Annotated in this window: 24 protein-coding genes; 15 read left to right on the top strand and 9 right to left on the bottom strand. The window is 65.0% G+C overall.

What is annotated here, in order from left to right; translation table 11 throughout:
* Window positions 1-3 precede the first annotated feature (3 nt).
* The 5 genes from QW868_RS32215 to QW868_RS32195 all read left to right on the top strand — a co-directional run bounded on the left by QW868_RS32215 (window position 4) and on the right by QW868_RS32195 (window position 6,772).
* On the top strand, window positions 4-1,872 hold the full coding sequence (locus QW868_RS32215) for an AMP-binding protein (RefSeq protein ID WP_316232443.1): 1,869 nt from the start codon (window positions 4-6) through the stop codon (window positions 1,870-1,872).
* Between the two features lie 135 nt (window positions 1,873-2,007).
* The gene (locus QW868_RS32210; RefSeq protein ID WP_316232442.1) at window positions 2,008-3,135 is read left to right on the top strand and encodes an acyl-CoA dehydrogenase family protein; all 1,128 of its coding nucleotides are present in this window, start codon (window positions 2,008-2,010) and stop codon (window positions 3,133-3,135) included.
* Between the two features lie 120 nt (window positions 3,136-3,255).
* Complete coding sequence (locus QW868_RS32205) at window positions 3,256-4,500, top strand: acyl-CoA dehydrogenase (RefSeq protein WP_316232441.1); 1,245 nt, start codon at window positions 3,256-3,258, stop codon at window positions 4,498-4,500.
* Between the two features lie 122 nt (window positions 4,501-4,622).
* Window positions 4,623-5,870, top strand: coding sequence for an acyl-CoA dehydrogenase (locus tag QW868_RS32200; RefSeq protein ID WP_316232440.1), 1,248 nt, complete (start codon window positions 4,623-4,625; stop codon window positions 5,868-5,870).
* A gap of 254 nt (window positions 5,871-6,124) precedes the next feature.
* A complete protein-coding gene (locus QW868_RS32195; protein WP_316232449.1) occupies window positions 6,125-6,772 on the top strand; it encodes a nitroreductase in 648 nt (215 codons plus the stop codon).
* Between the two features lie 632 nt (window positions 6,773-7,404).
* Here the strand turns inward: QW868_RS32195 and QW868_RS32190 are convergent.
* The 4 genes from QW868_RS32190 to QW868_RS32175 form a co-directional block, all read right to left on the bottom strand.
* Window positions 7,405-8,088, bottom strand: coding sequence for an acyl-homoserine-lactone synthase (locus tag QW868_RS32190; protein WP_316232439.1), 684 nt, complete (start codon window positions 8,086-8,088; stop codon window positions 7,405-7,407).
* An 82-nt stretch (window positions 8,089-8,170) separates the two neighbouring features.
* Entirely contained in the window at window positions 8,171-8,905 is a 735-nt protein-coding gene (locus QW868_RS32185; RefSeq protein ID WP_315734766.1) for a LuxR family transcriptional regulator, read from the bottom strand.
* Between the two features lie 157 nt (window positions 8,906-9,062).
* A complete protein-coding gene (locus QW868_RS32180) occupies window positions 9,063-9,857 on the bottom strand; it encodes an enoyl-CoA hydratase/isomerase family protein (protein WP_316232438.1) in 795 nt (264 codons plus the stop codon).
* Window positions 9,854-10,951 (bottom strand): cyclic nucleotide-gated ion channel, encoded by a 1,098-nt coding sequence (locus QW868_RS32175; RefSeq protein ID WP_316232437.1) that lies wholly within the window; start codon window positions 10,949-10,951, stop codon window positions 9,854-9,856. The genes QW868_RS32180 and QW868_RS32175 overlap by 4 nt, the downstream gene beginning before the upstream one ends.
* Window positions 10,952-11,244: 293 nt before the next feature.
* Between QW868_RS32175 and QW868_RS32170 the strand changes: the two genes are divergently transcribed.
* The 4 genes from QW868_RS32170 (at window position 11,245) to QW868_RS32155 (ending at window position 13,986) form a co-directional block, all read left to right on the top strand.
* Window positions 11,245-11,913 (top strand): cyclic nucleotide-binding domain-containing protein, encoded by a 669-nt coding sequence (locus QW868_RS32170; protein WP_315713745.1) that lies wholly within the window; start codon window positions 11,245-11,247, stop codon window positions 11,911-11,913.
* 19 nt (window positions 11,914-11,932) lie between these two features.
* The gene (locus QW868_RS32165; RefSeq protein ID WP_315734759.1) at window positions 11,933-12,814 is read left to right on the top strand and encodes a DUF6537 domain-containing protein; all 882 of its coding nucleotides are present in this window, start codon (window positions 11,933-11,935) and stop codon (window positions 12,812-12,814) included.
* Between the two features lie 294 nt (window positions 12,815-13,108).
* Window positions 13,109-13,459 (top strand): DUF3307 domain-containing protein, encoded by a 351-nt coding sequence (locus QW868_RS32160; protein ID WP_315735691.1) that lies wholly within the window; start codon window positions 13,109-13,111, stop codon window positions 13,457-13,459.
* A 134-nt stretch (window positions 13,460-13,593) separates the two neighbouring features.
* Entirely contained in the window at window positions 13,594-13,986 is a 393-nt protein-coding gene (locus tag QW868_RS32155; RefSeq protein ID WP_315735689.1) for a hypothetical protein, read from the top strand.
* Between the two features lie 24 nt (window positions 13,987-14,010).
* Here the strand turns inward: QW868_RS32155 and QW868_RS32150 are convergent, their stop codons facing one another.
* The gene (locus QW868_RS32150; RefSeq protein WP_315734757.1) at window positions 14,011-14,331 is read right to left on the bottom strand and encodes a YkgJ family cysteine cluster protein; all 321 of its coding nucleotides are present in this window, start codon (window positions 14,329-14,331) and stop codon (window positions 14,011-14,013) included.
* On the bottom strand, window positions 14,324-15,022 hold the full coding sequence (locus QW868_RS32145) for a YafY family protein (protein ID WP_315734755.1): 699 nt from the start codon (window positions 15,020-15,022) through the stop codon (window positions 14,324-14,326). Before QW868_RS32145 ends, QW868_RS32150 begins: the two co-directional genes overlap by 8 nt.
* Window positions 15,023-15,240: 218 nt before the next feature.
* On the opposite strand from QW868_RS32145, the gene QW868_RS32140 reads away from it, so the two are divergent.
* A complete protein-coding gene (locus QW868_RS32140; RefSeq protein WP_316232436.1) occupies window positions 15,241-15,969 on the top strand; it encodes a glutathione S-transferase family protein in 729 nt (242 codons plus the stop codon).
* Between the two features lie 120 nt (window positions 15,970-16,089).
* Here QW868_RS32140 and QW868_RS32135 read toward each other — a convergent pair whose 3' ends face one another.
* The gene (locus QW868_RS32135; protein WP_316232435.1) at window positions 16,090-16,722 is read right to left on the bottom strand and encodes a pyridoxamine 5'-phosphate oxidase family protein; all 633 of its coding nucleotides are present in this window, start codon (window positions 16,720-16,722) and stop codon (window positions 16,090-16,092) included.
* 120 nt (window positions 16,723-16,842) lie between these two features.
* Here QW868_RS32135 and QW868_RS32130 point away from each other — a divergent pair, with 120 nt between their 5' ends.
* Complete coding sequence (locus QW868_RS32130; RefSeq protein WP_316232434.1) at window positions 16,843-17,727, top strand: LysR family transcriptional regulator; 885 nt, start codon at window positions 16,843-16,845, stop codon at window positions 17,725-17,727.
* Window positions 17,728-17,949: 222 nt separating this feature from the next.
* Here the strand turns inward: QW868_RS32130 and QW868_RS32125 are convergent, their stop codons facing one another.
* Complete coding sequence (locus QW868_RS32125) at window positions 17,950-18,363, bottom strand: PaaI family thioesterase (RefSeq protein WP_315812480.1); 414 nt, start codon at window positions 18,361-18,363, stop codon at window positions 17,950-17,952.
* A gap of 411 nt (window positions 18,364-18,774) precedes the next feature.
* Here QW868_RS32125 and QW868_RS32120 point away from each other — a divergent pair, with 411 nt between their 5' ends.
* The 4 genes from QW868_RS32120 (at window position 18,775) to QW868_RS32105 (ending at window position 22,326) form a co-directional block, all read left to right on the top strand.
* Window positions 18,775-19,791, top strand: coding sequence for a TRAP transporter substrate-binding protein (locus QW868_RS32120; protein WP_315734744.1), 1,017 nt, complete (start codon window positions 18,775-18,777; stop codon window positions 19,789-19,791).
* 220 nt (window positions 19,792-20,011) lie between these two features.
* A complete protein-coding gene (locus QW868_RS32115) occupies window positions 20,012-20,521 on the top strand; it encodes a TRAP transporter small permease (RefSeq protein WP_315753543.1) in 510 nt (169 codons plus the stop codon).
* Window positions 20,522-20,527: 6 nt separating this feature from the next.
* Complete coding sequence (locus QW868_RS32110) at window positions 20,528-21,847, top strand: TRAP transporter permease (protein ID WP_316232433.1); 1,320 nt, start codon at window positions 20,528-20,530, stop codon at window positions 21,845-21,847.
* Complete coding sequence (locus tag QW868_RS32105) at window positions 21,847-22,326, top strand: DUF3237 domain-containing protein (protein WP_316232432.1); 480 nt, start codon at window positions 21,847-21,849, stop codon at window positions 22,324-22,326. Before QW868_RS32110 ends, QW868_RS32105 begins: the two co-directional genes overlap by 1 nt.
* Window positions 22,327-22,764: 438 nt before the next feature.
* Here QW868_RS32105 and QW868_RS32100 read toward each other — a convergent pair whose 3' ends face one another.
* Entirely contained in the window at window positions 22,765-23,091 is a 327-nt protein-coding gene (locus tag QW868_RS32100; protein WP_315775518.1) for a hypothetical protein, read from the bottom strand.
* Window positions 23,092-23,569: the final 478 nt, after the last annotated feature.

The raw sequence follows: 23,569 nt of genomic DNA, 5'->3' as shown, positions 1-23,569 counted from the left end.
AAAATGGACGGGACGGCAGCGAAGGTGCTGGAGAAGCCGGCATTCCGCAACGTCAACTGGCTGGCGCGCGACATCGACGTCATCAGGCGCGGTGACGGCGTCATCGTCATCAAGTCGCGCATTCCGTTGCAGGCCTATGAGCCGCATTTGGCGGCGCCGCTCGCCCGCTGGGCCAAGGAGACGCCGACGCGGACCTGGCTCGCGCAACGCGGCGGCCCCGATCGACGTTGGCGCAAGCTGTCCTATGCCGAGGCGAAACGGACCGTCGACGGGCTGACGCAGGGTCTGCTCAATCTGAAACTCGACGGCCGCCCGGTCGCGATCCTCTCCGGCAATTCGATCGAGCATGCGCTCATCACCATGGCTGCGATGCAGGCCCGTTCGCCGGCCGCTCCGGTGTCGCCGGCCTATTCGTTGATGAGCCACGATCATCTCAAGCTGAAATATCTGTTCGGGCTGGTGAAGCCGGGCGTTGTCATGGTGCAGGACGGCCCGACCTTCGAGAAGGCGTTGAAGGCGCTCGATCTCGACGGCGTCACCGTCATTCATGTCGCGCGTCCGTGCGAGGGCATCCCCAGCGTCAGCTTCGCCGATCTCGCCGCGACGCCGGTCACCGGCGAGGTCGATGCCTCGATCGCGCAGATCACGCCGGATACCGTCGGCAAGCTCTTGTTCACCTCCGGCTCGACCGGCATGCCCAAGGCGGTCATCAACACCCAGCGCATGATGTGCGCCAACGCGGCGATGATGATGCAGACGCGCCCGCGCGGACCGGAGGCGCCGATCTCCACCGTGCTCGACTGGATGCCGTGGAATCACACCATGGGCGGCAACGCGCTGTTCAATCCGCTCTTGATCGAGGGCGGCACGCTTTACATCGATGACGGCCGGCCGATGCCCGGCATGTTCGACGAAACCATCCGGAACCTGCGCGAGGTCTCGCCGACCTATTACGCCAACGTCCCCGCCGGCTATGCGGCGCTCGCGGCGGCGATGGAAAAGGACGACGCGCTGTGCCGCTCCTTCTTCAAGGATCTGGGCATCATGGCCTATGGCGGCGCGCGGCTGCCTGACGATCTCTATGAGCGGATGCAGGCGCTGGCGGTGAAGACCACGGGCGAGCGCATCGTGTTCTACACCGGCTGGGGCTCGACTGAGACGGCGCCGACCTCGACCGGCACCTATTGGAACACCGAGCGGGTCGGCCTCATCGGCCTGCCGTTCCCCGGCGTCGAGCTGAAGATGGTGCCGACCGACGACAAGTACGAGCTGCGCCTGCGCGGCATCAACGTGATGCCCGGCTATTTCGGTCAGCCCGAGCTGACGAAGAAGGCGTTCGACGAGGAAGGGTTCTACTGCATCGGCGATGCCGGCGTGTTCGTCGATCCCAATGACCCGGCGCAAGGCATCATCTTCGCCGGCCGCGTGGTCGAGGATTTCAAGCTCACGACGGGCACCTTCGTCCATGTCGGCTCGCTGCGCACCGATGCGATCGCAGCCGCAACGCCGGCGATCCACGATGCGCTGGTGACGGGGCAGGACCGCGAATATGTCGGTCTCCTGGCCTGGCCCAATCTGCACGCCTGCCGCCAGTTGGTCGGTGATCCCAATGCGACGTTCGAGGACGTGGTGAAGCATCCGGCCGTCATCGACTGCGTCCGCCGCGGTCTCGAAGCCCATAATAGAGTGTGCGAGGGCGCGACCAGCCGGCGCATCGGCCGCGCCATGTTGATGGTCGAGCCGCCCTCGATCGATGGCCATGAGCTGACCGACAAGGGCTACATCAACCAGCGCGCCGGTCTCGAACGCCGCGCCGCGCTGGTCGAGCGGCTCTATGCGGCCGAGCCCGACAGCGACGTGATCGTGCTGTGATGACGCATTTTGAAACCGTCATTCCGGGGCACTCGCGCAGCGAGTGAACCCGGAATCCAGAGATAAATCAGATCGAGATTCCGGGTTCGATGCTGCGCATCGCCCCGGAATGACGATCAGGAAGCAGGTGAGGCCATGAACTTCGATTTCTCCGACGACCAGAAGCAGCTGCGGGACCAGGCGCGGAAGTTCCTCGCCGAGAAGTGTCCGCCCAAGGCGGTGCGTGTCGTGCTCGACGGCAAGGAGCCATACGACCGCGCGCTGTGGAAGGGCTTTGCCGAGATGGGCTTCCTCGGCGTGGCCATTCCGGAAGAATATGGCGGCGCGGGCGCCGGACATCTCGAGCTCTGTGTGATCGCCGAGGAGGTCGGCCGCGCGCTGGCGCCGGTGCCGTTCTCGTCCACGGTCTATCTCGCCGCCGAAGCGCTGATGCTGGCTGGCAGCGATGCGCAGAAGCAGACCTGGCTGCCGAAAATAGCGAGCGGCGAGGCAATCGGCACGCTGGCGCTGTTCGAGGGCACCGGTAATCCGTCGCCGAAAGCGATCAAGTGTGAGGCCGCCAACGGCGTGCTCAACGGCACCAAGAAGCCGGTCGCCGACGGCGCCATCGCCGATCTCATCATCGTTGCCGCGCGTACCGGCTCGACCGGCCGCGACAGCGACATCTCGCTGTTCCTGGTCGACACCAGGGCGGGCGGTGTCGAAGCGAAGGCGCTGACCAATCTCGATCCGACCCGCGGCCAGGCCGAGCTCACCTTCAAGAACTGCAGGGCGGAGCCGCTCGGCGCCGCCGGCGAGGGCTGGAGCATCATCACCCAGGTGCTCGATCGCGCCGCGGTGCTCACCGCCTTCGAGCAGGTCGGCGGCTCCGACCGCGCGCTGGAGATGGGCCGCGACTACGCGCTCGACCGTATCGCCTTCGGCCGGCCGATCGGCTCGTTCCAGGCGGTCAAGCACATGCTGGCCGACATGTATGTGTCCGCGACCCTGGCGCGCTCGAATTCCTATTACGGCGCCTGGGCGCTCTCGACCAACGCTCCGGAGCTGCCGGAGGCCGCGGCCTCGGCGCGCATCAGCGCGACGCAGGCCTATCAGCACTGCGCCAAGAACAACATCCAGGTCCATGGCGGCATGGGCTTCACCTGGGAGTTCGACTGCCACATGTACTACCGCCGCGCCAATGCGCTCGCGCTCGGTCTCGGCAGTCTGTCCTATTGGGAGGACCAGCTGATCGACCGCATGCGCAAGCGCAATGCGGCGTGAGGCAAGGTGAGAACTCGTAGGGTGGGCAAAGCGAAGCGTGCCCACCATCGCGTCATGTGATTGCAACGGTGGGCACGGCGCGCTGCGCCTTTGCCCACCCTACGAAAGCAGGGTTTGACCATGAACTTCGATGACACCCCGCAGGAGGCTGCATTTCGCGCCGAAGCCCGCGCCTGGATCGCGGCCAATGCGCCAAAGCAGTATGAGGACGAGCTGCGCGCCTCCTCGCTCGGCCGCGTCGCGCTGAAGGACGCCAATATCCTCGACGTCGCCAAGGCTTGGCAGAAGAAGAAGGCGGAGGCCGGCTGGGCCTGCCTGCATTGGCCGAAAGACTATGGCGGCCGCGGCGCCTCGCCGATCGAGCGCGTGATCTGGCAGCAGGAGGAGGGGCCTTACGGCAAGCTCTCCGGCATGTTCATCATCGGTCATGGCATGTGCGGCCCCACCATGATGGCCTACGCCTCCGAGCAGCATAAGCGTGAATATCTGCCGCCGCTCGCGTCGGGAGAGAAGGTCTGGTGCCAGCTGTTCTCCGAGCCGGCCGGCGGCTCCGACGTCGCTGGCCTGCGCACCCGCGCCGAGAAGCGTGGCGACGACTGGGTGATCAACGGCCAGAAGATCTGGACATCCGGCGCGCATTACTCCGACTACGGCATCCTGCTGACGCGCACCGATCCCACGGTGCCGAAACACAAGGGGCTCACCATGTTCTTCCTGGACATGAAGAGTCCGGGCGTCGAGATCAGGCCGATCAAGCAGGCCAGCGGTCACTCCGATTTCAATGAGGTCTATTTCACCGACGTCGTGATCCCGGACTCGCAACGGCTCGGCGCCGTCAATGACGGCTGGAACGTCGCGCTGACAACGCTGATGAACGAGCGCATGTCGATCGGCGCCGGTGTCTCCACCGGTTTCCCGGAGCTGTTCGACTTCTGCTCGAACGTCATGCTCGATGATCGGCCCGCGATCGAGGACCGCAACGTTCGCTCAAAGCTGGCGAACTGGGCGGTGAAGGCGAGCGGACTGAAATACACCAGCATCCGTGCCATCTCGGCGCTGTCGAAGGGCGAGCGCCCGGGTCCGGAGAACTCGATCGGCAAACTCGTCGCCGGACCAATGATCCAGGACGTCGCGGCTTACGCGCTGGACCTGCAGGGCGCCGCCGGCGTGCTGAGCGGCCCGGAGGCTGAGCTCGCCGGAAAATTCCAGGCGATGCTGTTGCGCGCGCCCGGCACCCGCGTCGAAGGCGGCACCGACGAGATCATGCGCAACATCATCGCCGAGCGCGTGCTCGGGTTGCCGGGTGACATCCGTGTCGACAAGGACGTGCCGTTCAATCAGGTGCCGACCCGGGGACGAAACTAACACGTGCAGTCGTAGGGCGGGTTAGCGCAGCGTAACCCGCCGTCAGCTCGTACAACGCTGATCAAGTGGCGGGTTACGCCTTCGGCCAACCCGTCCTACGCATCGGGAGTGAGGGTTAGACCATGAATTTCGACGATACCCCGCAGGAAGCCGCCTTTCGCGACACCGCGCGCGCCTGGGTCGCCGCCAACGCGCCGAAGGAGCTGGAGGAGGAACTGGCGAGCTCCTCGCTCGGCCGCATCCGGCTCAAGCACGCCGACATCGTCGAGGTCGGCAAGGCCTGGCAGAAGAAGAAGTCCGCGGCCGGCTGGGCATGCCTGCACTGGCCGAAGGAGTATGGCGGCCGTGGCGCGACCCCGATCGAACGGGTGATCTGGCAGCAGGAGGAGGGCGTCTACGGCAAGCTGACGCAGCCGTTCCAGATCGGCGAGGGCATGTGCGGCCCGACCGTGATGGCCTATGGCAGTGAGGACCACAAGCGGCGCTATCTGCCCAAGCTCGCTTCCGGCGAGGAGATCTGGTGCCAGCTGTTCTCCGAGCCGGCGGGCGGCTCCGACGTCGCGGGTCTGCGCACCCGCGCCGAGAAGCGCGGCGACGACTGGCTCATCAACGGCCAGAAGATCTGGACCTCGGGCGCGCACTATTCCGACTATGGCCTGTTGATCACGCGCACCGATCCCACCGTGCCCAAGCACAAGGGCCTGACGATGTTCTTCCTGGACATGAAGAGTCCGGGCGTCGAGGTCCGCCCGATCAAGCAGGCCAACGGCATGCAGGAGTTCAACGAGGTCTATTTCACCGACGTGGTGATCCCGGATAGCCAGCGGCTCGGCGCGGTCGGCGACGGCTGGAACGTGTCGCTGACCACCTTGATGAACGAGCGCATGTCGATCGGCGCGCGGCTCGCCACCGGCTTCCCGGAGATGTTCGAGTTCTGCGCCAATCTGATGACCGAGAGCGGACTCGCCATCGACGATCGCGCCACGCGCTCGAAACTGGCGTCGTGGGCGGTCAAGGCCAGCGGGCTGAAATACACGAGCTATCGCGCGATCTCGGCGCTGTCCAAGGGCGAGCGGCCGGGACCTGAGAATTCCATCGGCAAGCTGGTCGCCGGCGTCATGCTGCAGGATATCGCAACCTACGCGATGGATCTCGAAGGCGGCGCCGGCGTGCTGACCGGCGCGGACGAGGCGGTGACGCAGGGCCAGTTTCAGCAGATGCTGCTGACCTCGCCCTCGATGCGCATCGCCGGCGGCACCGACGAGATCCTGCGCAACATCATCGCCGAGCGCGTGCTCGGCCTGCCCGGCGATATCCGTGTCGACAAGGACGTGCCGTTCAACAAGGTGCCGGCCAAGGGGCGGAGCTAATCCACGGCATCACGACGACTGTCATTCCGGGGCAAGGCCGCAGGCCTTGAAGCCGGAATCTCGATGTCGGCTTGGGTTTATTCTGAACAATGTCGAGATTCCGGGGGCGGTCGCCGCGGCGACCGCCCCCGGAATGGCGGGGTGTGGAGGGCGAGCACAACGCGAGCGCCTCCGGTCGAACTGTATGGAAGATTGTCATGTCATCAGCGGCGCCAAAGTCAGAGCAAGATCCCATCACCATTCTCGAAGAGCTGATGGCCTCGCGCTTCTCCTGCCGCAGCTTCCGCGCGGAGCCCGTGCCGCGCGCCACCATCGCGCGCATCCTGGCGGCGGCGCAGAAAACCGCGTCCTGGTGCAACAGCCAGCCCTGGCTGGTCGAGATCACGTCGGGCCCGGCGACTGAGGCTTTCCGGAAGGTGATGTATGCGGCGGCCTCCAGCGGCAAGCCGGCGTCAGGCGACTTCCCGTTTCCGCGCGAATACACCGGCGTCTATCTGGACCGGCGGCGCGAGAGTGGTTTCCAGCTCTACAACGCGCTCGACATCCCGCGCGGCGACAAGGCCGGCTATGCCCGGCAGGCGCTGGAGAACTACAACTTCTTCGGCGCGCCGCATGTGGCGATCATCCACAGCGACGAGGCGCTCGGCACCTACGGCGCGATCGACTGCGGTGGCTACGTCACGAGCTTCATGCTGGCGGCGCAGGCGCTCGGCATCGCCACCGTGCCGCAGGCGGCGCTGGCATTTCATTCCGACGTGGTGCGGCAGCATTTCGGATTAGGTGACGACCGCAAGGTGGTCTGCGGCATCTCGTTCGGTTATCCCGATCTCGGTCACAAGGCGAACTCCTACCGCACCAGCCGCGCCGCGGTTGCCGAGACGGTCCGTTTTCACGACGAATAACTTCGCGTCCGTAAGTCGTGCGCGCGTATTTGTTGCCGGCGGAGTTCCGTTTTGCGGGACTCCGGACGGGGCAAGACGACCCACGAGTCCCTTTTTGTAAACCGAGTTTGCTGAACAGGGAGCAGCTCGGGCGGCGGTGCCATGATTTTGCCGAGCTGTCGTCCACGTTCGGCGAGCGCGTTTCGGCAACGATGCTCGCGCTCTCCTGCCCGACCTTCACATCGAAAGCCGCTCTGAAATCAACAGTTTGTCCGCAATCCGCCAATCGAGGCTCACTGCTGCGGGGACCGGAGGGGTGGCGAGGGTCGGTGCAGGAGCGCTAGTGGTTGCTGTTGCTCGATTTGGGCGCGCATTTTTCCCTGAGCTCGTGGGCTTCAAGCAATGATATTGACAAAATCCTCTCCAACATTTTGAGTTGCATTGCCCGAGCGTCAACGATGCAAAATTGTAGTAGCTCGATGATCTTCTCGATTGAAGGTTCAGTCACGGCTCAAAACCTGAAGTGTCAGCGATGGATTCCATGAATACGCCCTCCAACCTTTACGTCCTCGAGGTGGATGAGGCGACGCTCCTTGGTCACCGCCTCTTGAAGGCTTTCCATAAGCTCAGGCTGAAGCGGCACCGGGAACAGCTCATTGCGCTGGCTGAGCGGCTCGTGGAAGATGAAGAAAGATATCCGGCAGGGCCTGGCGGCTGACGTCTTCGAGTCCTTGCCACGTCAGCGTCGGCCGCGTCAGGCCGATCTGCTTGCAGAGTGACTTCCACGTCGTTTCATCGCAGTCGACGAGCACGGCCATTACCGACATCCCATCCATCATGTGAGGTACGCCGAGCGGCCGCGCCTTCCAGCCGCACTTCTCGAACCGCGGCAGCCACCAGGTTTCGAGCACGATCGAAAAGCCGGTCAACCCGATCGAGATGCCGTACTCCATGATCGCAGTCAGCAGCAGCATGTCGATCCGCGGGCCCGCATGCTCTCCGCGGCGCTCGGGGATCACGAAGATGCGCGACAGCTCGTAGACGTCCGGGCGCTGGATCGTGCCGCGCAGATTCAGATACGGGAAGATGTCGCTCATCAGCGTCGGCATCAGCGTTGGCACCGCGCGCATCGAGCCGATCAACTGGCCGTTGTCGATGCAGAACAGATAGACCGAATCCTCGGTGTCGAACTGATCGATCTCGCGCCCGTCGGGACGATCGAGCGCCGTCCACTTGCGCTGCTTGACGTAAATCTCGTGGCGCAGCCGGAAATACGGATCGAAATATTTCTCGTACAGAGCGCGATTATCTTTTCGAACGACATGAATCTCAGGCATCGAAACCCCCGGTCGTCTGAATCAAATTGGGGTTTGCAGATTGCCGATGCGCTCGAATTGATCCAGTGGGAGAAACGCCAGATCAGATCGAGATCTCGCCGTTGACAAGAGCGGTCGCAACCGTCGCCGTCTTGTTCTTGGTCGAAAGCTTGCGCTGCGCCTCCTCCAGATGCCAACGGACGTTGCGTTCGGAGACGCCGAGGATGCGCGCCGTCTCCCACGCGGTCTTGCCGCGCGCCGCCCAGCTCAGCACCTCGGCCTCGATCCGCGACAGGCGTCGGCTCTGGTTGCTCGCGGCGGAGCGCGCCAATGCGCGCAGCCTGCTGTGCGTGAAGATGCTGATCAGGTGCAGCGCGCCCCGCGCGTCGGGGGCGAGATTCGGATTTTCGCCTGCAAGGCTGACGGCGCCCACGGCATCGTCGTAGTGGATGGGAACGCAGAAGCCTTCGTTCAACCGGAAGTCCTTCGCGCGCATCATCACCTCATGCGCGCCGGGCTCGTCCTCGCGGTTGTAGGGCACCTCCGTCCACGCGAATGGATTCAATGTCGAGATGCAGTGCCGCGGAATCGGATCGCAGCGGTGGAATTGCTCGCGCGCATACATGTCGAACCATTCCCGCGGCCAGCCGTTGGCGAGAATGGTCTGCTGCAGCGATTGGCCCGAGGTTGGCACGCCGGCCATGATGTAGGCGTGAAAGCCCAGGTCGCTGATCATCTTCTCGAACTGGGAGAGCACGCTTGCGCTGGTCTTCGACGCCTCGATCGCATCGACGTACTCCAGAGCTCGTCGTCCCCAATACGCGTCCATCACTTGCATGTGAAAGTCTCCGCCCGCGGTTCAAGCTAGCCACGGACAAAAAGCTGTCAACCGCAAATTGGAGGTTTAGGTCGATAGTTCGTTGAGCGTGTGTCAGAACACCGGCTGGATACAGACGTTTGCATGCAAAATTTATCAGTTCGGAGCGCAGCTGCGCTCAGAATCTTGGCATTCTCTTCTCTGCAAACGATTTCATGCCTTCGCGGATCTCGGCTCCACTCATGCTGTCCTGATGCCTGCGGCGAGCGGCCGCATCGTCGAGGGCTCCGCGGGCAAATTCGTTGATGGCGCGCTTCATGCCGCGCATGGCCGACGGAGCGTTGCCGGCCAGAATGGCCGCCAGCCGGTCGACCTCCGCATCGAGCGCATCGGCCGTCACCAAGCCGGTGAGATAGCCGATGCGCAGCATCTCAGCCGCGTTGATCTTCTCCGCCGTCAGGAACAGACGCTTCGCATTGTCGATGCCGAGACGGGACACGTAGCGCTTGATGCCGTTGGGGTAGTAGTGCAGCCCGAGCCGCGCCGCCGGCATGAACATCTCGCTCGTATCGACCCCGATCCGGAAATCGCAGGCCAGCGCCAGATCGGTCGAACCCCCGTAGACCCCGCCGTTGAGCCGGCAGATGGTCGGCAGAGCGAGGTCCTCCAGCCGGTCGACGACCTCCTCGAATGCCGGGCTGGAAGCCTCGGCCGTATCCGCCGGCGTTGCGCCGATGGCGCCAAGGTCGAAGCCGGCGCTGAAGGCGCGTCCGGTGCCGGTCAGGACCAGCACGCGCAAGGCCGGGTCGGCCTCGACCTGGTCGAACAGCGCGAGCAGCGCGCCGAGATCCTCCGGCTGCAGCCGGTTGAGATGGCGCGGACGGTTGAGCCGAATGGTGGCGCGGGCGCCGTCGACGGTCAGGAGCGGCTTGCTCGGCGCGTCATCGGCCTGGGTGGTCCGTCCGGTCGTCATGTCCTGTTCTCCATGGTTCGGCGCCGGGCCTCGGCATCGATGCTCTGCGCCAGATCGGGGTGGCGTGCCATCAGCACGCGGAAATCGACGAGGTCGAGGACCAGCAGCTTCGACAGCCCGGTCGTGCTGATGTCGGCCGAGCGCAGGTTGTTCCCGAGCAGCGCCATCTCGCCGAAGAACCCGCCCTCGCCGAGCCGGACCTTCTTGCCGGGAAGGTCGACCTCGACCTCGCCGGAGGCGATGAAATACATGCAGTCGCCCGGCTTGCCCTTGCGGATCACGATGGCGCGCGGCGGCAGGTCGATGGTGTGCAGCATCTGCGCGACGTCGGCGATCGTGGAGGGCCCGAGGCTGGCGAAGAACGGTACCCAGCTGACCGATTCCCAGGTCTTCAGAAAGTTGTCGCGCCGGGTTTCCGCGGCGAAGCCGGTCGCCAGGATGCCGGTCCACAGGCCTAACACGCCCAGGCCGGAGATCATCACCGTGGCGGCGACCACCCGCCCGAGCGGCGTGATCGGCACCACGTCGCCATAGCCCGTGGTGGTGAGGGTTGCGACGGCCCACCACAGCGCGGACGGGATGGTGCCGAAGGTGGCCGGCTGCTCGTCGTGCTCGAGCGCGTATTCGGCGACCGATCCGAGAAACAGCACCAGCACCGACAGCAGCGGGCGTGCTTCGACCACGAGCACCCGGCGGAGCTGGCGTAGGCCCGGGACGCCGGAGGTCACCTTGAGCACCCAGATGACCGCCAGCAGCCACGCGGTGCGTACCTCCATGCCCGAGACCAGCGCGACCGGAACGGCAAGGCCGGAGAGCGTGTCCAGCAGCCCCCGGCCCGACATCAGGTAGGCGGCGGCGCGATGCGCCCGCGCCGCCTGCTGAACCCGAACGGCCCATTCGACGACGAAAAAGACAAGGCATCCCCACAGCAGGGCGATGATCCAGCGCCGTCCAGCTTCGTAGGCCGGGTCCATCGTCAACAGCACCGTGGCGCTCATGCCGAGCGCCACGGCCACATAGGCCGCTCTGGTCATGTTGCGCCCGGCCAACGCGGTGACGAATGCCGCCAGGGCAGGGTGCTGCGGTTTGGTCATGGGCGGCGGGCGTCAGTCGCTGGTCTCAGAGCCGCAGGAGATCGCGGCGGCGTCAAGGTGCCCCGATCGGGGAAATCCCGTCAACGATGCGGGTCGGTCGGTTGGGCAGCGTCATCCGGCAGGTCCAGCCGTTCTACTTCGAGCGGGGAATTTTTCCGTGCCGGCTCAAATACCGGTTCAAACGTCGTCTGATCGCCGTATATCAGAGGTCGGCATGGACACGCTAAATTAGGCAAAAGGAGGCCGGAACGGAGCGTCCGCCCTCCCGCGTCCCAAGAGTCTGGTTGATCCCGATGGATACCTCACACCTGGTCGAACATGCGGGCGCCGCCGGCAGCCTCTTCGCCTCGATCTTCGTGGTCGCCACGCTGTCGATGCGGACGATGATTCCGCTGCGGGTTTTCGCCATCCTCACCAACATCGTCCTGATCGCGACTGCGGTGCCGATGCACAACTATCCGGTCCTGATCCTGCACGGGGTGCTGCTGCCACTCAACAGCTACCGGCTCCACCAGATGCTGCAGCTGGTCCGCGACGTGAAGCAGTCGGTCAACAGCGACCTCTCCATGGAATGGCTGAAGCCGTTCATGACCGAGCGCAAATGCGGTCCCGGCGAGGTGCTGTTCTACAAGGACGAGAAGGCCGACAGCATGTACTATATCGTCAGCGGCCGCTTCCGCCTGGTCGAATCCGGTATCGAGCTGCCGGTCGGTGCGATCGTCGGCGAGTTCGGCATGATCTCGCCGTCCAATACGCGCACGCAGACACTGGAATGCGTCGAGGGCGGCCTGATCCTGTCGGTCTCCTATGACCAGGTCGAGCAGCTCTACGTCCAGAACCCCGCCTTCGCCTTCTACTTCCTGCGCCTCGCCAGCGCCCGGCTGTTCCAGAACATCGAAACGCTCGAGCGGCGTCTGGCGCAACAGACCACCGCGCCGGCGCCCGTCGCCAAGCCGGCGTGATCCGGGAGCCTGAAGCCCAGTGAAAAGCGTCCGGTCCTCGCTGCGATATCTCTTCGCCGACGTCATCGGCGGCGACGATGGCGAGCCGCCTTTTCTGCCTCAGGGCCTTCCTGACGCCGCCGTACCGGCGGTGAGCGATGGCATCCATCTGCTGATGGAGTATCAGGGCGCGAGCTACGCGCAGCTCTATGTCGATCGCATCAAGCGGTTCGTGCGCAGATCGAACGTCGATGCCGGCATGCTGTCCGAGATCGCGCAGCTGCTGGCCGCCCGCATGGCCTATGAGGATCCGATCCGGATCGCCCAGCTCAGATTGATCAGCCTCGACATGGGGCGGCGCCCGGGGGGGCGCGAGAGCGACGACGTCAGGAGGTTCCGCCTCGACGAGCTGATCGGTGCGCTGCCGCAAGCCGTGGCGGAATCGTTGCTGGCAGTCTTCGAGCAGATCGGCTGGCTGGGTCGGCGCCGGGTCAAGGTCCGCTTTTCGGTCCGATCGCGGCTCGCCGTTCGCCGCCTCAAGCTGATGGCTGGCCTGCGGCGCTGGCGGCTGCAGTCGGTGCGCTATGGCGAGGAGCGCGCCTGGGCCGAGCGGTGGCTGCACATGATCGCGCGCGCGCTGGACAAGCAGCCTGCGGCGGCGCCCGCCGTGATCGCGACGGCGACCATGATCCAGGGGCAGGGCGACGGCTACCGGCAGGGTCTCGCCGATTGGCATGCCATCATCGATGGCCTGGCCAAGCCCACCTTCGATGGCGTCCTGCCGATCTCGGATCTTGCCTCCGCCATCGCCGAGGCGCGCGCCGTTGCGCTGGCAGAGCCGGGACAGGGGGCGCTGAAGCGGACCATCGCGCAGATCCGGGCGAGGGCGCTCTCAGTGCCGAAGGCCAACGCCGCGGAATGACGCCGCCGCAGCGACGGTTGCCGCGGCGTGGGTAACCTTACCCCCGGCGGGATTGCCGCGAAGGGTAGCAGGGTGCGATTTGAAGTTCCCTTTCGCGTGCAATTCGCTACCGGAGATGTCATAAGCGTCGCATACGCGTCGAATTGGCCGGGTATTCTCATCAGATTGCGCTGAACGCCTCCAGTTCCCCGTGCGTCCAAGGTTGGGTTCCAAGGGTCAGTCGTAGCGAGAGCGTCAGCTTTGTCTTTTCCCTCTTTGTCGTCGCAGGTTCCGGTTGGTGCGCTGGTCGGCTGGATGCTGCTGCTGACCTTCAAGCACATCATTGGCGACTTCGTGCTGCAGAACGCCTGGATGGCCTATGGCAAGGACCAGCGGAAGGGCTGGGCGCTGCCGCTGTTGGTGCACTGCCTGATCCATCTCGCCGTCGCCATGGTCCTGATCCTGATCGTCGCGCCGAGATTCTGGTTCGTCGCCGTGATCGACTTCGCCATTCACATCACCATCGATCGCCTGAAGGGCATCTGCTCGTCGCGGTTCGGCATGAATACCGAGCACCCCTGGTTCTGGACCCTGATCGGCGTCGATCAGGCGCTGCATCACCTCACCGGCTTCGGGCTCTCGATCTTCATGGCCGCGAACGGCTGAGCCCGGCCACGGCGCGTCTCGGCGCACCGGCCGCGGCAGCCCCCGTGTCAAGCCGGGGGTGGGACGACCGTTCGGTTTGGTTAACCGACCGTTAGCGATTCGCGCTGCATCGTCGCGGCATGGCAATCAAACCGATGCTTCAAAGCCGCGATGCGTTCGAGAGCGATTCGTGCCCGGTCGGCGACGAGCTGCTCGGCGAGCTCTACCGTGCCGACGCCAACGGGCTGCCCGCGCTGGTCGAGAGCGTGTCCGCCGATGTGAGGGCCATGCTGGCGCTGTTCTGCTACAGGCGCACGCATCTTCACCCGCTGGCGCTTGCGATTGCATCCACCTGCAGCGAGCAGGACCTGTCGCAGTTCGGCGGCCGGGTCGGATCGGCGCTGTATGCGCAATCCCGCGGGGGCCGGGCGGGTCCGGCCAGCACGACCTCGAGCCGCAAGCCGATCTCGCTGTCGACCAAGCCGCTCTCGGTGATGAAGCCGTTCGAGGACGATCTCGACGACAGCCCCGAGCCGGTCATGGCCTGACTTCCCGTCTTCCTCGCCTTTGGCTCAGGCGAGCACTTGCAGCCCGAACTTGCGTCGGGCCATCGCGCATTCGGCGTCACCGGGCATGCAGGTCCGGCACACCTCGGGGCGGATCGCGTAGATCCGGCACGCGACGGAACGCGCGATTTCGCCATCGAGCGCGCAGCAGCGGTCGCCGTCGCAGCGCATGCCCGACAGCCGCTCGTTGACCAGTTCCGCCGGGATGAGGTCGAGCGCGGCATCTTCCTCGATGGTGAAGCGCGGCCAGTTCGACGAATAGGCGCAGCACGCGCCGCAGCTCTGACAGGGGCTGACGTCAAGGTCATCGGGCATCGGTTCAGACATCCTTGGGAACCTCCCACACCAGGCTGCGCCGCCATTTGGCGCGCAGCGCCTCGCGCCTTTCCGGATATTTGTCGTCGAGATAGTCCGCCTCGACGACACGGTCGGTCCTGAAGCTGCGGAAGTCGTGGCGCAGCTCGCACCAGGCGGCGAGGATGCGGACGGCGTCATGATAGCCGATTGCGATCGGCCAGATCACGCGCTCGCTGTCGCGGCCCTGCTCGTCGCGATAGCGCAACCTGATCTTGCGGCCCTCGTGGATCTGCGAGCGTGTGCGCGCCATGTCGATGTGGTCCGGCTCGCGCATCCACGGCCGCGGGGCGCGACTCGCTGGCTCCAGCACGAACGGCCGCAGCCGCTCCGGCACGGTGTCGGCGATCTTGGCCATCAGGTCCTCCGCCGCGCGCGCCAGCACCGGGTCGGCATTGACCGCGACCCATTGCGCCCCGAGCACCGCCGCCTCGATCTCGTCCGGCGTCAGCATCAAGGGCGGCAGATCGAAACCTTTCTCCAGGATGTAGCCCATGCCGGCCTCGCCGCGGATCGGCACGCGCTGGCCGATCAGGGTGGCGATGTCGCGATAGATCGTGCGCTTCGAGGTCTCGAGCTCGGCCGCGATCGCATCCGCCGTCAAGGGGCGGCGCGTGCGTCTCAGCACCTGGATGATCTGGAACAGCCGGTCGGCGCGTCTCATGGTGTGTCCTGCATGGGCGAGCACCCCCGCCGATGCTGACAGGATGCTGGCAGCAGCCTGTCCTTATACCGGGCCAACAACGAGATTGAAGGGGTGATGTCGATGATGATGTTTTATGGCCTTGGTCTTGCCACCACGCTACTGCCGCTGCTGACACCATGGTGGCAGCAGCATGCTCGTAGCGTCCGGCGTCTGCTCAGGAAGTCGGGAGTGCTGTCATGATCACATTGTTCGGTTTGGGCGCGGGCTTCGGCCTGCCGGAGATCAGCCCCTTCGTCACCAAGACGGAGGTGCAATTGAAGATGGCGGGCCTCGCTTTTCGGAAGCAGCGGGCGATGCCGCCGGCCTCGCCGAAGGGGCAACTGCCCTTCATCGACGACGGCGGCGAGCTGATCGCCGATTCGACCTTCATCCGCGCCCATGTCGAGCGCAAATATGGCTTCGACTTCGATCATGGACTCGACGTGCGCGCGCGGGCGCAGGCCTGGGGGTTCGAGCGCATGATCGAGCATCACCTGTATTTCGCGCTGGTCGGAGCGCGCTGGGTCGATCCGGTCAACTTCGCCAAGGGGCCGGCGCATTTCTTCGACGGCGTGCCGGCCGACAAGCGCGAGAAGCTGCGCGAGGACGCGCAGTTTCGCGTCGCCGAGAACTATCTGATCTCCGGGCTCGGCCGCCATGCGCCGGACGAGGACGTCGATCTCGCAGCGCGCTCGCTGCGCGCGCTGTCGGTGCAGCTCGGCGACCGGCCCTATCTGATGGGCGACCGTCCGTGCGGCACCGATGCGACGGCGTTCGCCGTCATCGCCGGCATTCTCACCCCGTTCTTCGAATCCGAGCTGCGCCGGCGCACCGAAGGCTTTGCCAACCTCGTCGCCTATGCCGACCGGATGATGGCGACGTATTTTCCGGAGTTCGAGTGGGGCGGGGCAGCCGAGGCGGCGTGAGCTGATCAGTCGAGTCCCACTCACCGTCATTCCGGGTTCAATCGTCAGTGCGCCGCGGCGCACTGACGATTGCCCCGGAATGACTAACAAGCCAAAGGCGCGGCCCGCAGCGCGCAGGACCTAGGCGGAGGGCTTGCTCTCGCCTTTCAACCGCGCCAGCTCGGCCTCGAGCTCCGCGATGCGAGCATCGCGAACCGCCAGCGCTTCCGCGACGTCGGCCGCGTCGAACTTCTGCGGGATGTGCTGGGGGCAGTTGGTGTCCCACGCGCTGATCGTGAACAGGATGACCTGCTCGGGCCGCGCCTTGTAGCCTCCCGGCATCAGCGAGGTCGTCAGCGCGGCATCGTCCTCCACCACCCGCGCCGTCCCCCAGATCTTCACCCGGCGGCGATGCGCGTAGTCCATGATGAAGATGTAGGCGTGCGGGTTCTCCGACAGATTGCCCTGCGTGATGTATTGCCGATTGCCGCTGAAGTCGGCGAACGCGAGCGTATGGCTGTCCAGCACCTTGAGAAAGCCCTTCGGTCCGCCGCGATGCTGGATGTAGGGCTGGCCGTCGGCCGAGGCGGTCGCGAGATAGAAGCTCGTGGCCTCGGCGAGGCGGCCGGCGAGATCGGCGTCGACCGCGTGGCGAAAGCCGCGGCTCTGCTCCACATGCGCGTAGCTCTCGCGCGACCCCTTGCGCGCCTGGATCGCCTTCACGGCGGGTGAGAACATGACATCGCCCGGTGCCTCGATGGATGTCTGGGTCATCGCAATGACTCCTTGTCGCTGCGGCAGTGACTGCCGCCATCACGCCAATATGGTCCGAATCCCCCTGCGAAATAATCCGGCTAGTTGACATTGTATCGTTGCAGATGTTGCAATAATCCCATGGACCGCATCGACGCCATGCAGGCTTTCGTCACCGTCGCCGAGCTGAACGGCTTCGCGCCGGCGGCGCGCCGGCTCAAGTTGTCACCATCGGCGGTCACTCGTTTGGTCGCCGCGCTCGAATCGCATCTTGGCGTCCGCCTGCTCCAACGGACGACGCGCTCGGTGACGTTGACCGATTCCGGACGACGCTATCTCGAGCGCGCTAGCCGCATCTTGGCCGATCTGGCAGAGGCGGAGCGCGCCGCGGAGAGCGAGCGCCTGCAGCCGGTGGGGCGGTTGGTGGTCTCGGCGCCCGTCGGCTTCGGCCGGCTCCATGTCGGTCCTGTCATGGCTGCGTATCTGAGCCGCTATGCCGAGGTCGCGGCCGAGCTGCGCCTCGAGGACCGTCAGATCAATCTGGTGGAGGACGGCGTCGACTGTGCCGTCCGTATCGGCCATCTCGGCGATTCGTCGCTCGTGGCCCGCCAGGTCGGCAGCATGCGCCGCATCGTGGTCGGCGCTCCCGCCTACTTCAAAGTCCATGGTGAGCCGCGGATGCCCGAGGCGCTGGCGAAGCACCAGACCATCCAGTTCGGCCCGGCCGACGAATGGCGCTTCGTCAAGGACGGCAGGGAGCTGCGGATTGCGGTCAGCCCGCGGCTTGTCACCAACAATGCCGACGCCGCGATCCAATATGCCGAGGCGGGCGGCGGCGTGACACGGGTGATGGCCTATCAGGCAGCGGACATGCTGCGCGGCGGCCGCCTCAAGCGGGTGCTGGCGAAATACGAGCCGCCGCCGCTCCCGATCCACATCGTGTTTCCGAGCTCCCGCCTGCTCTCCGCCAAAGTGCGCGCCTTCATCGACCTGATCACCGCAACCTGCGACTGGCGCTTCGGCTGAAAGCGACTACAACGCCACACCCCGTCATTCCGGGGCAAGGCCGAAGGCCTTGAACCCGGAATCCCGATGTTGTCTTGCCTCTGTTCTTCATCATCTCGAGATTCCGGGTTCAATCGACAACGCGCAGATGCGCGTTGCCGATTGCCCCGGAATGACGAGTGGATGCGATTGCGCCGACCTTGGTGCGACACTGGTCTTGATGCGAAAGACCGGCGGTTTCGATCACTCCTTCTTCGGCACCACCCGGAAGGTCGCGTTCGCACGCGCGATCACGGCGTCATCGGCCAGCACCAGGCTCTGCACGAAGCAGACGGTGCGCCCGCTCTTGATGACGTCGCTCTCGACGCTGAGCCACTGCCCGGTCCTGGCGCTGCCGATGTAGTCCACCGCGAGGTTGATCGTCACCAGCGACGCCTCCCAGCCCAGCGCCTGGGCGCAGCTATAGCCCATCGCATTGTCGGCCAGCGATGCGATCAGCCCGCCATGGATCAGCCCGCGCGAATTGGTGTGCGGCGTGGCGAGCCGCAGGCCGAGGATGACGGCCTTGTCGGTTTTCTTGGCGTAGAGCGGCTCCCAGGGATCGGTGAACGGGCTCTTGCGGAAATGCGGTTCGAATCCGGCGGGGACGCTGCTCATGCGTGTCTCGATCGTTGCTGGCGATGTCCGCAGTCAACGACATCAGCGCGGATTTTGCACCGCCTACAAAGTTTCAAACGTCTTTTGCGCGGGCGTTTGACACGTTGCGCATCAGATGCACGGGATGGGCCGCGCGCGATGTCGCAGGGCGTCCGGTGCGGCCCTGCGGCAATTTCGTGGTGCGATGCTCCCGCCGTGCAATTTCGGGTGCAGGCGAGATCCTTAACGTGTTAATGAAATGACCATGTGCCTGCAACCTTCGTCTGCCAGACTTGCGCTGGCGGGCGCGATAGGCTCCGCTTGGCGCGTGCACTGGTGGCCAACCTGCCGCCGCGCTTGCAATGATGCTTATATGCTATAACAATGAAGCAAAGGGCCCTCGAAGGCCCACTGATGGAGGAGACGATCCCGATGAGGAAGACGCTTCTGGCGTTGGCTCTGGCCGCCGGTGTGACCCCCGCGCTCGCGCAGGACAAGACATTCGAGCTGAAGATTTCGCACTGGGTGCCGGCGAGCCATCCGCTGCAGAAGGCGCTGGAGGATTGGGCGGCGTCGGTGGAGAAGGCCTCGGGCGGCACCATCAAGGGCAAGGTGTTCCCGGCCCAGCAGCTCGGCAAGGCCTTCGATCATTACGACATGGCGCGCGACGGCATCGCTGATGTCACTTATGTGAACCCCGGCTATCAGCCCGGCCGTTTCCCGATCATCGGCGCCGGCGAGTTGCCGTTCCTGATCTCCGACGCCAAGGGTGGCTCGGAAGGTTTGGACGCGTGGTATCGCAAATATGCCGAGAAGGAGATGAAGGACGTCAAGTACTGCCTCGCCTTCGTCCACACGCCGTCGGCTTTCCACACCCGCACCAAGAAGGTCGTCGTGCCCGACGACGTCAAGGGCATGAAGATCCGCCCGGCCGATGCGACGATCGCCAATTTCGTCACCCTGCTCGGCGGCACCAACGTGCAGTCGTCGGCACCGGAAGTGCGCGACATCATCGAGCGCGGCGTCGCTGATGGCGTCACCTTTCCGGCGGGCTCGCTGGTGCTGTTCGGCGTCGACAAGGTCACGAAGTACCACATGGATGCGCCGTTCTACGTGACGACCTTCGTCTTCGTCATGAACAAGGACAAGTACAACCAGATGTCGGCGACGCAGAAGAAGGCGATCGACGACAACTGCAACACGGAAGCCGCCGGCCGGGTCGGCGAGCCCTGGGGCAAGTTCGAGGACGCCGGCGTCGACAAGATCAAGGCCGAGTCCGGCCAGGAGGTCTACAAGCTGTCGCCGGAGCAGACCGCCTTGTGGAAAAAGGCCTCCGAGCCGCTGTTCAAGACCTGGGCCGATGGCGTCAAGAAGACCGGCGTCGACGCCGAGGCCGCCATGACCGAGCTGAAGGCCTCGCTCGCCAAGTACAAGGCGCTGGCGCAGTAGCGATCGCGATCATCGCAGATGCCGCGCCTCCCGCCTCATTCCGATGGATGCGGCAACGGGCGCGCCCTCGATGCGCGCTCCTCACCCCAACCCTCTCCCCGCATCCGCCTTCGCTCTTCGAGCTACGGCGGACAAGAGCGGGGCGAGGGGGCCCACCGCCTGCTGAGCAACAGCTCGCGCTCAATCTTCAGGTTTACGACTAAGATCAAACGGGGACGCCATGCAGCGCGCCTTCATGGACCGGATCATCGACGGGATCGAGTGGATCGCCGCGTTCTTCGTCGGCATCGTCGCGCTCGACATCTTCCTGTCGGTGCTGCTCCGCAACACGCTGAACTATTCGATCCCCGATTCCTTCGACATCGGGCGGATGCTGCTCGGCATCCTGATCTTCTGGGGCATCGCCGCGACATCGTACCGCGGCACCCACATCACCGTGGATCTCATCTGGGGCAATGTCGGCCCGCGCTACCAGCGCTGGATCGACATCTTCGCAACGCTGGTGCTGCTGTTCGTCGTCACGGTGCAGACCTGGACCCTGTTCGACAAGGTGCGCGGCACCTATGAGGACAACGTCCTCACCTTCGATCTGCACATGCCGACCTGGCCGTTCTTTGCCATCGCCTGGATCGGCGATGTTTCGGCGGTGCTCCTGATCGCCATCCGGACCTATCGCCTGATTTTCCACCCCGAGGAGATTCATGACCCTCAAGTCAAGCCCACGGAGTAGCGCCGCATGAGCACGGATGCGGTTGCCGTCATCGGCTTCGTTGCGCTGTTCGCGCTGATGCTGCTGCGCGTGCCCGTCGGCATGGCGATGGGCCTCGTCGGCGTGTCCGGCTTCGCCTATCTCGTCAACGGCACGGCCGCGTTGAAGCTGGTCGGCCAGACCTCGATGCGCACGGTCACGGACTACACGTTCGGCGTGATCCCGATGTTCCTGCTGATGGGAACGTTCGTGTCCAACTCGGGCATGAGCCGCGAGCTGTTCCGCGCCGCCAACGGCTTCGTCGGCCATCTGCGCGGCGGGCTCGGCATCGCCACGGTCGCGGCCTGCGGCGGCTTCGCCGCGATCTGCGGCTCGTCGGTGGCGACCGCCGCGACGTTCTCGGCCGTGGCCTATCCGGAGATGCGCCGCTTCGGCTATCCGCAATCCTTCGCCACCGGCGTCATCGCCGCCGGCGGCACCTTGGGCGCGATGCTGCCGCCGTCGACCGTGCTCGCCGTCTACGGCATCATCACCGAGCAGGACATCGGCAAGCTGTTCATCGCCGGCATCATCCCTGGCCTGCTCGCCATGACCATGTACATGATCACCATCACGGTGATCGGCCGCGTCCGGCCGGATTTCCTGCCCAAGGGCGAGGCGCTGCCCTGGAGCGAGCGCATCAAGGGCCTCAAGGGCATCTGGGCGCCGATGCTGCTGTTCCTGTTCGTGATCGGCGGCCTCTACGGCCTTCCCTTCCTGCCGCGCTTCACGCCGACCGAGGCCGGCGGTGTCGGCGCCACCGGCGCGTTCCTGATCGGCGTGTTCACGGGACGGCTGAACAAGGACAAGATCCTGGCCTCGCTGCTGCAGGCCACGCGCACCGCGGCGGCCGTGTTCACCGTGCTGATCGGCGCCTTGATCTTCGGCTACTTCCTGACGGTGACGCAGACGCCGCAGAAGGTGACCGAATTCCTCACCGGTCTCGGCCTCGGGCCCTATGGGGTGCTGGCGCTGATCATGGTGATGTATCTGGTCCTCGGCTGCCTGATGGACGCGATGGCGATGATCATCCTGACCGTGCCGATCATCTTCCCCGTCATCTCCCATCTCGGCTTCGATCCGATCTGGTTCGGCGTCATCATCGTGATGACCGTCGAGCTCGGCCTGATCCATCCGCCGGTCGGCATGAACGTCTTCGTCATCAAGAGCGTGGTCAAGGACGTGTCGTTCTCGACCATCTTCAAGGGCGTGCTGCCGTTCGTAGCGACCGACCTGATCCGGCTGGTGATCCTGATCGCCTTCCCGCTGCTCGCCACCTGGCTGCCGCAACAGATGATGGCCCGCTGATGACGACTCCGATCCTCGAGACCCGCTACGTCTTCACCCTCACCGTCATGATCGGCGAGGTGACCTCCGCCGGCGAGACCGGCATCGGCGTGCGCCGGATCATTCCGATCCATGGCGGCGAGGTGAAGGGGCCGGGCCTGGATGGTGAAGGCATCAGCGGCACAATCTGCAACTTCGGCGCCGACTTCCAGATCATCCGTCCCAACGAGCTGATCGACCTCGAAGCGAAGTACGCCTTCGAGACCGACGACGGCGCCACCATCTATGTCGAGAACCGCGGCATCCGTTTCGGGCCGGTCGACCTCCTGCAGAAACTCAAGCGCGGCGAGCCCGTGGACCCCAGGCTGATCTACTTCCGCACCCACCCGCGCTTCGAGACCGGCCACGAGAAGTATCGCTGGCTGATGGAGCACGTCTTCATAGGCTCCGCCGCCCGGCATGCCGATCGCGTCGTCATCGACGTGCACGTGGTGCTGTAGGCCGGGCGGCTTGCGTCACGCTTCGTCATAGTGAGGAGCAGAGCGACGAAGCAATCCAGAGTATCTCCTCGCAGGCAGTCTGGATTGCTTCGCGTCGCTCGCAATGACGGTGCGGCGCCAGCTGTTGCTGCAACCACCGCTGTCGTCCCTGCGAACGCAGGGATCCATACCGCGGAATCGATCGGTGAGGCATGACTGCCAGTCATCGTCCCATCGAAGCCGGTGGTTATGGGTCCCTGCGTTCGCAGGGACGACACCGGAATCTGTGGCCGCGGGCTCTCGCCTCATACACCATTGTCGTCCCGGGTAAGCCTCGGCGGCGCGCAGCGCGGTCGAGGCGCCGACCCGGGACGACAGCGCAGCTAGTGGTGGCGCCGTCCGGAAGCCATGGCGTCGAGCAAGAAAATCGGGACGCCCGGATCCCGGGCAGACGTACGACTAATCCTCGTCGTCCCAATCCGAAACCCGGCCGTAGCCGCCGTGGTCGCAATCGCGATAGCGGTGAGCCGGCACGTAACGGTAGCGCTCGTAGCCGTAGCCGTCATACGTGGCGTCGCGGTAGTGGGAGCGGTAGACCGGCGCCGCCTCATACGCTTGCGCTTCCGACGCCAGCGCGCCGCCGATGAGGGCTCCGGCCACCAGGCCGCCGATCAACGCCGCATTGCGGCCGTCATGGGCTTGAGCGGGCGCCGGCGCGGCGAACAGGGTTGCGGTCACAGCGAGCGCGGCGACGCCGCCTGCGAGAGATGTCTTCAGCGAAACCATGGTCCCCTCCATTGGGAAGTGTAGGGACGTTCTACATCGCGGGCTTTGAAGCCTGCCTGAATGCAATGTTGTTGGCCGTTCATCTCGGATGTCGCCCCCGGGGGCTTCGGCCTAAGCGGCATCCTCCCAGCATATTCTGATAAAAATAAATATCTTGCGCTTTATCGGAAATTATGGTTCTTTACCGGCATCCCGTCCCAAGCCGAGGGGCGTAGCGCGCGATCGTCACGACACGCGGGGCGGGGAGCGGTGGCCGCGATCATGTCGCAGCGTGTCTACGGGCGCGCGGACGAACGATGTGTCGCGGACGTGAAGTCGCAGCGTCCTGACACCCCGTTGCCGGTGTTACGTTCGCGACGGCGCTAACGCGCCGCGCGGATCATGGTGGCCAACAAGCCGGTGCACCAGGGAGACTGCGTATAAGGTGCGCCGTGGAAAGGCGCGGTTCTTGAGAGGGTGAAAGTCCCTTCCGGCAAAT

Source organism: Bradyrhizobium sp. SZCCHNR1051 (genome assembly GCF_032489615.1).
Taxonomy (GTDB): domain Bacteria; phylum Pseudomonadota; class Alphaproteobacteria; order Rhizobiales; family Xanthobacteraceae; genus Bradyrhizobium.
This window is presented reverse-complemented; position numbering and strand designations above follow the sequence as displayed.

Coding starts and splice junctions, on each gene's coding strand:
- QW868_RS32215 (WP_316232443.1), top strand. CDS start 4: ATGGACGGGACGGCAGCGAAGGTGCTGGAGAAGCCGGCATTCCGCAAC.
- QW868_RS32210 (WP_316232442.1), top strand. CDS start 2,008: ATGAACTTCGATTTCTCCGACGACCAGAAGCAGCTGCGGGACCAGGCG.
- QW868_RS32205 (WP_316232441.1), top strand. CDS start 3,256: ATGAACTTCGATGACACCCCGCAGGAGGCTGCATTTCGCGCCGAAGCC.
- QW868_RS32200 (WP_316232440.1), top strand. CDS start 4,623: ATGAATTTCGACGATACCCCGCAGGAAGCCGCCTTTCGCGACACCGCG.
- QW868_RS32195 (WP_316232449.1), top strand. CDS start 6,125: ATGGCCTCGCGCTTCTCCTGCCGCAGCTTCCGCGCGGAGCCCGTGCCG.
- QW868_RS32190 (WP_316232439.1), bottom strand. CDS start 8,088: ATGCCTGAGATTCATGTCGTTCGAAAAGATAATCGCGCTCTGTACGAG.
- QW868_RS32185 (WP_315734766.1), bottom strand. CDS start 8,905: ATGCAAGTGATGGACGCGTATTGGGGACGACGAGCTCTGGAGTACGTC.
- QW868_RS32180 (WP_316232438.1), bottom strand. CDS start 9,857: ATGACGACCGGACGGACCACCCAGGCCGATGACGCGCCGAGCAAGCCG.
- QW868_RS32175 (WP_316232437.1), bottom strand. CDS start 10,951: ATGACCAAACCGCAGCACCCTGCCCTGGCGGCATTCGTCACCGCGTTG.
- QW868_RS32170 (WP_315713745.1), top strand. CDS start 11,245: ATGGATACCTCACACCTGGTCGAACATGCGGGCGCCGCCGGCAGCCTC.
- QW868_RS32160 (WP_315735691.1), top strand. CDS start 13,109: ATGCTGCTGCTGACCTTCAAGCACATCATTGGCGACTTCGTGCTGCAG.
- QW868_RS32155 (WP_315735689.1), top strand. CDS start 13,594: ATGCTTCAAAGCCGCGATGCGTTCGAGAGCGATTCGTGCCCGGTCGGC.
- QW868_RS32150 (WP_315734757.1), bottom strand. CDS start 14,331: ATGTCTGAACCGATGCCCGATGACCTTGACGTCAGCCCCTGTCAGAGC.
- QW868_RS32145 (WP_315734755.1), bottom strand. CDS start 15,022: ATGAGACGCGCCGACCGGCTGTTCCAGATCATCCAGGTGCTGAGACGC.
- QW868_RS32140 (WP_316232436.1), top strand. CDS start 15,241: ATGATCACATTGTTCGGTTTGGGCGCGGGCTTCGGCCTGCCGGAGATC.
- QW868_RS32135 (WP_316232435.1), bottom strand. CDS start 16,722: ATGACCCAGACATCCATCGAGGCACCGGGCGATGTCATGTTCTCACCC.
- QW868_RS32130 (WP_316232434.1), top strand. CDS start 16,843: ATGGACCGCATCGACGCCATGCAGGCTTTCGTCACCGTCGCCGAGCTG.
- QW868_RS32125 (WP_315812480.1), bottom strand. CDS start 18,363: ATGAGCAGCGTCCCCGCCGGATTCGAACCGCATTTCCGCAAGAGCCCG.
- QW868_RS32120 (WP_315734744.1), top strand. CDS start 18,775: ATGAGGAAGACGCTTCTGGCGTTGGCTCTGGCCGCCGGTGTGACCCCC.
- QW868_RS32115 (WP_315753543.1), top strand. CDS start 20,012: ATGCAGCGCGCCTTCATGGACCGGATCATCGACGGGATCGAGTGGATC.
- QW868_RS32110 (WP_316232433.1), top strand. CDS start 20,528: ATGAGCACGGATGCGGTTGCCGTCATCGGCTTCGTTGCGCTGTTCGCG.
- QW868_RS32105 (WP_316232432.1), top strand. CDS start 21,847: ATGACGACTCCGATCCTCGAGACCCGCTACGTCTTCACCCTCACCGTC.
- QW868_RS32100 (WP_315775518.1), bottom strand. CDS start 23,091: ATGGTTTCGCTGAAGACATCTCTCGCAGGCGGCGTCGCCGCGCTCGCT.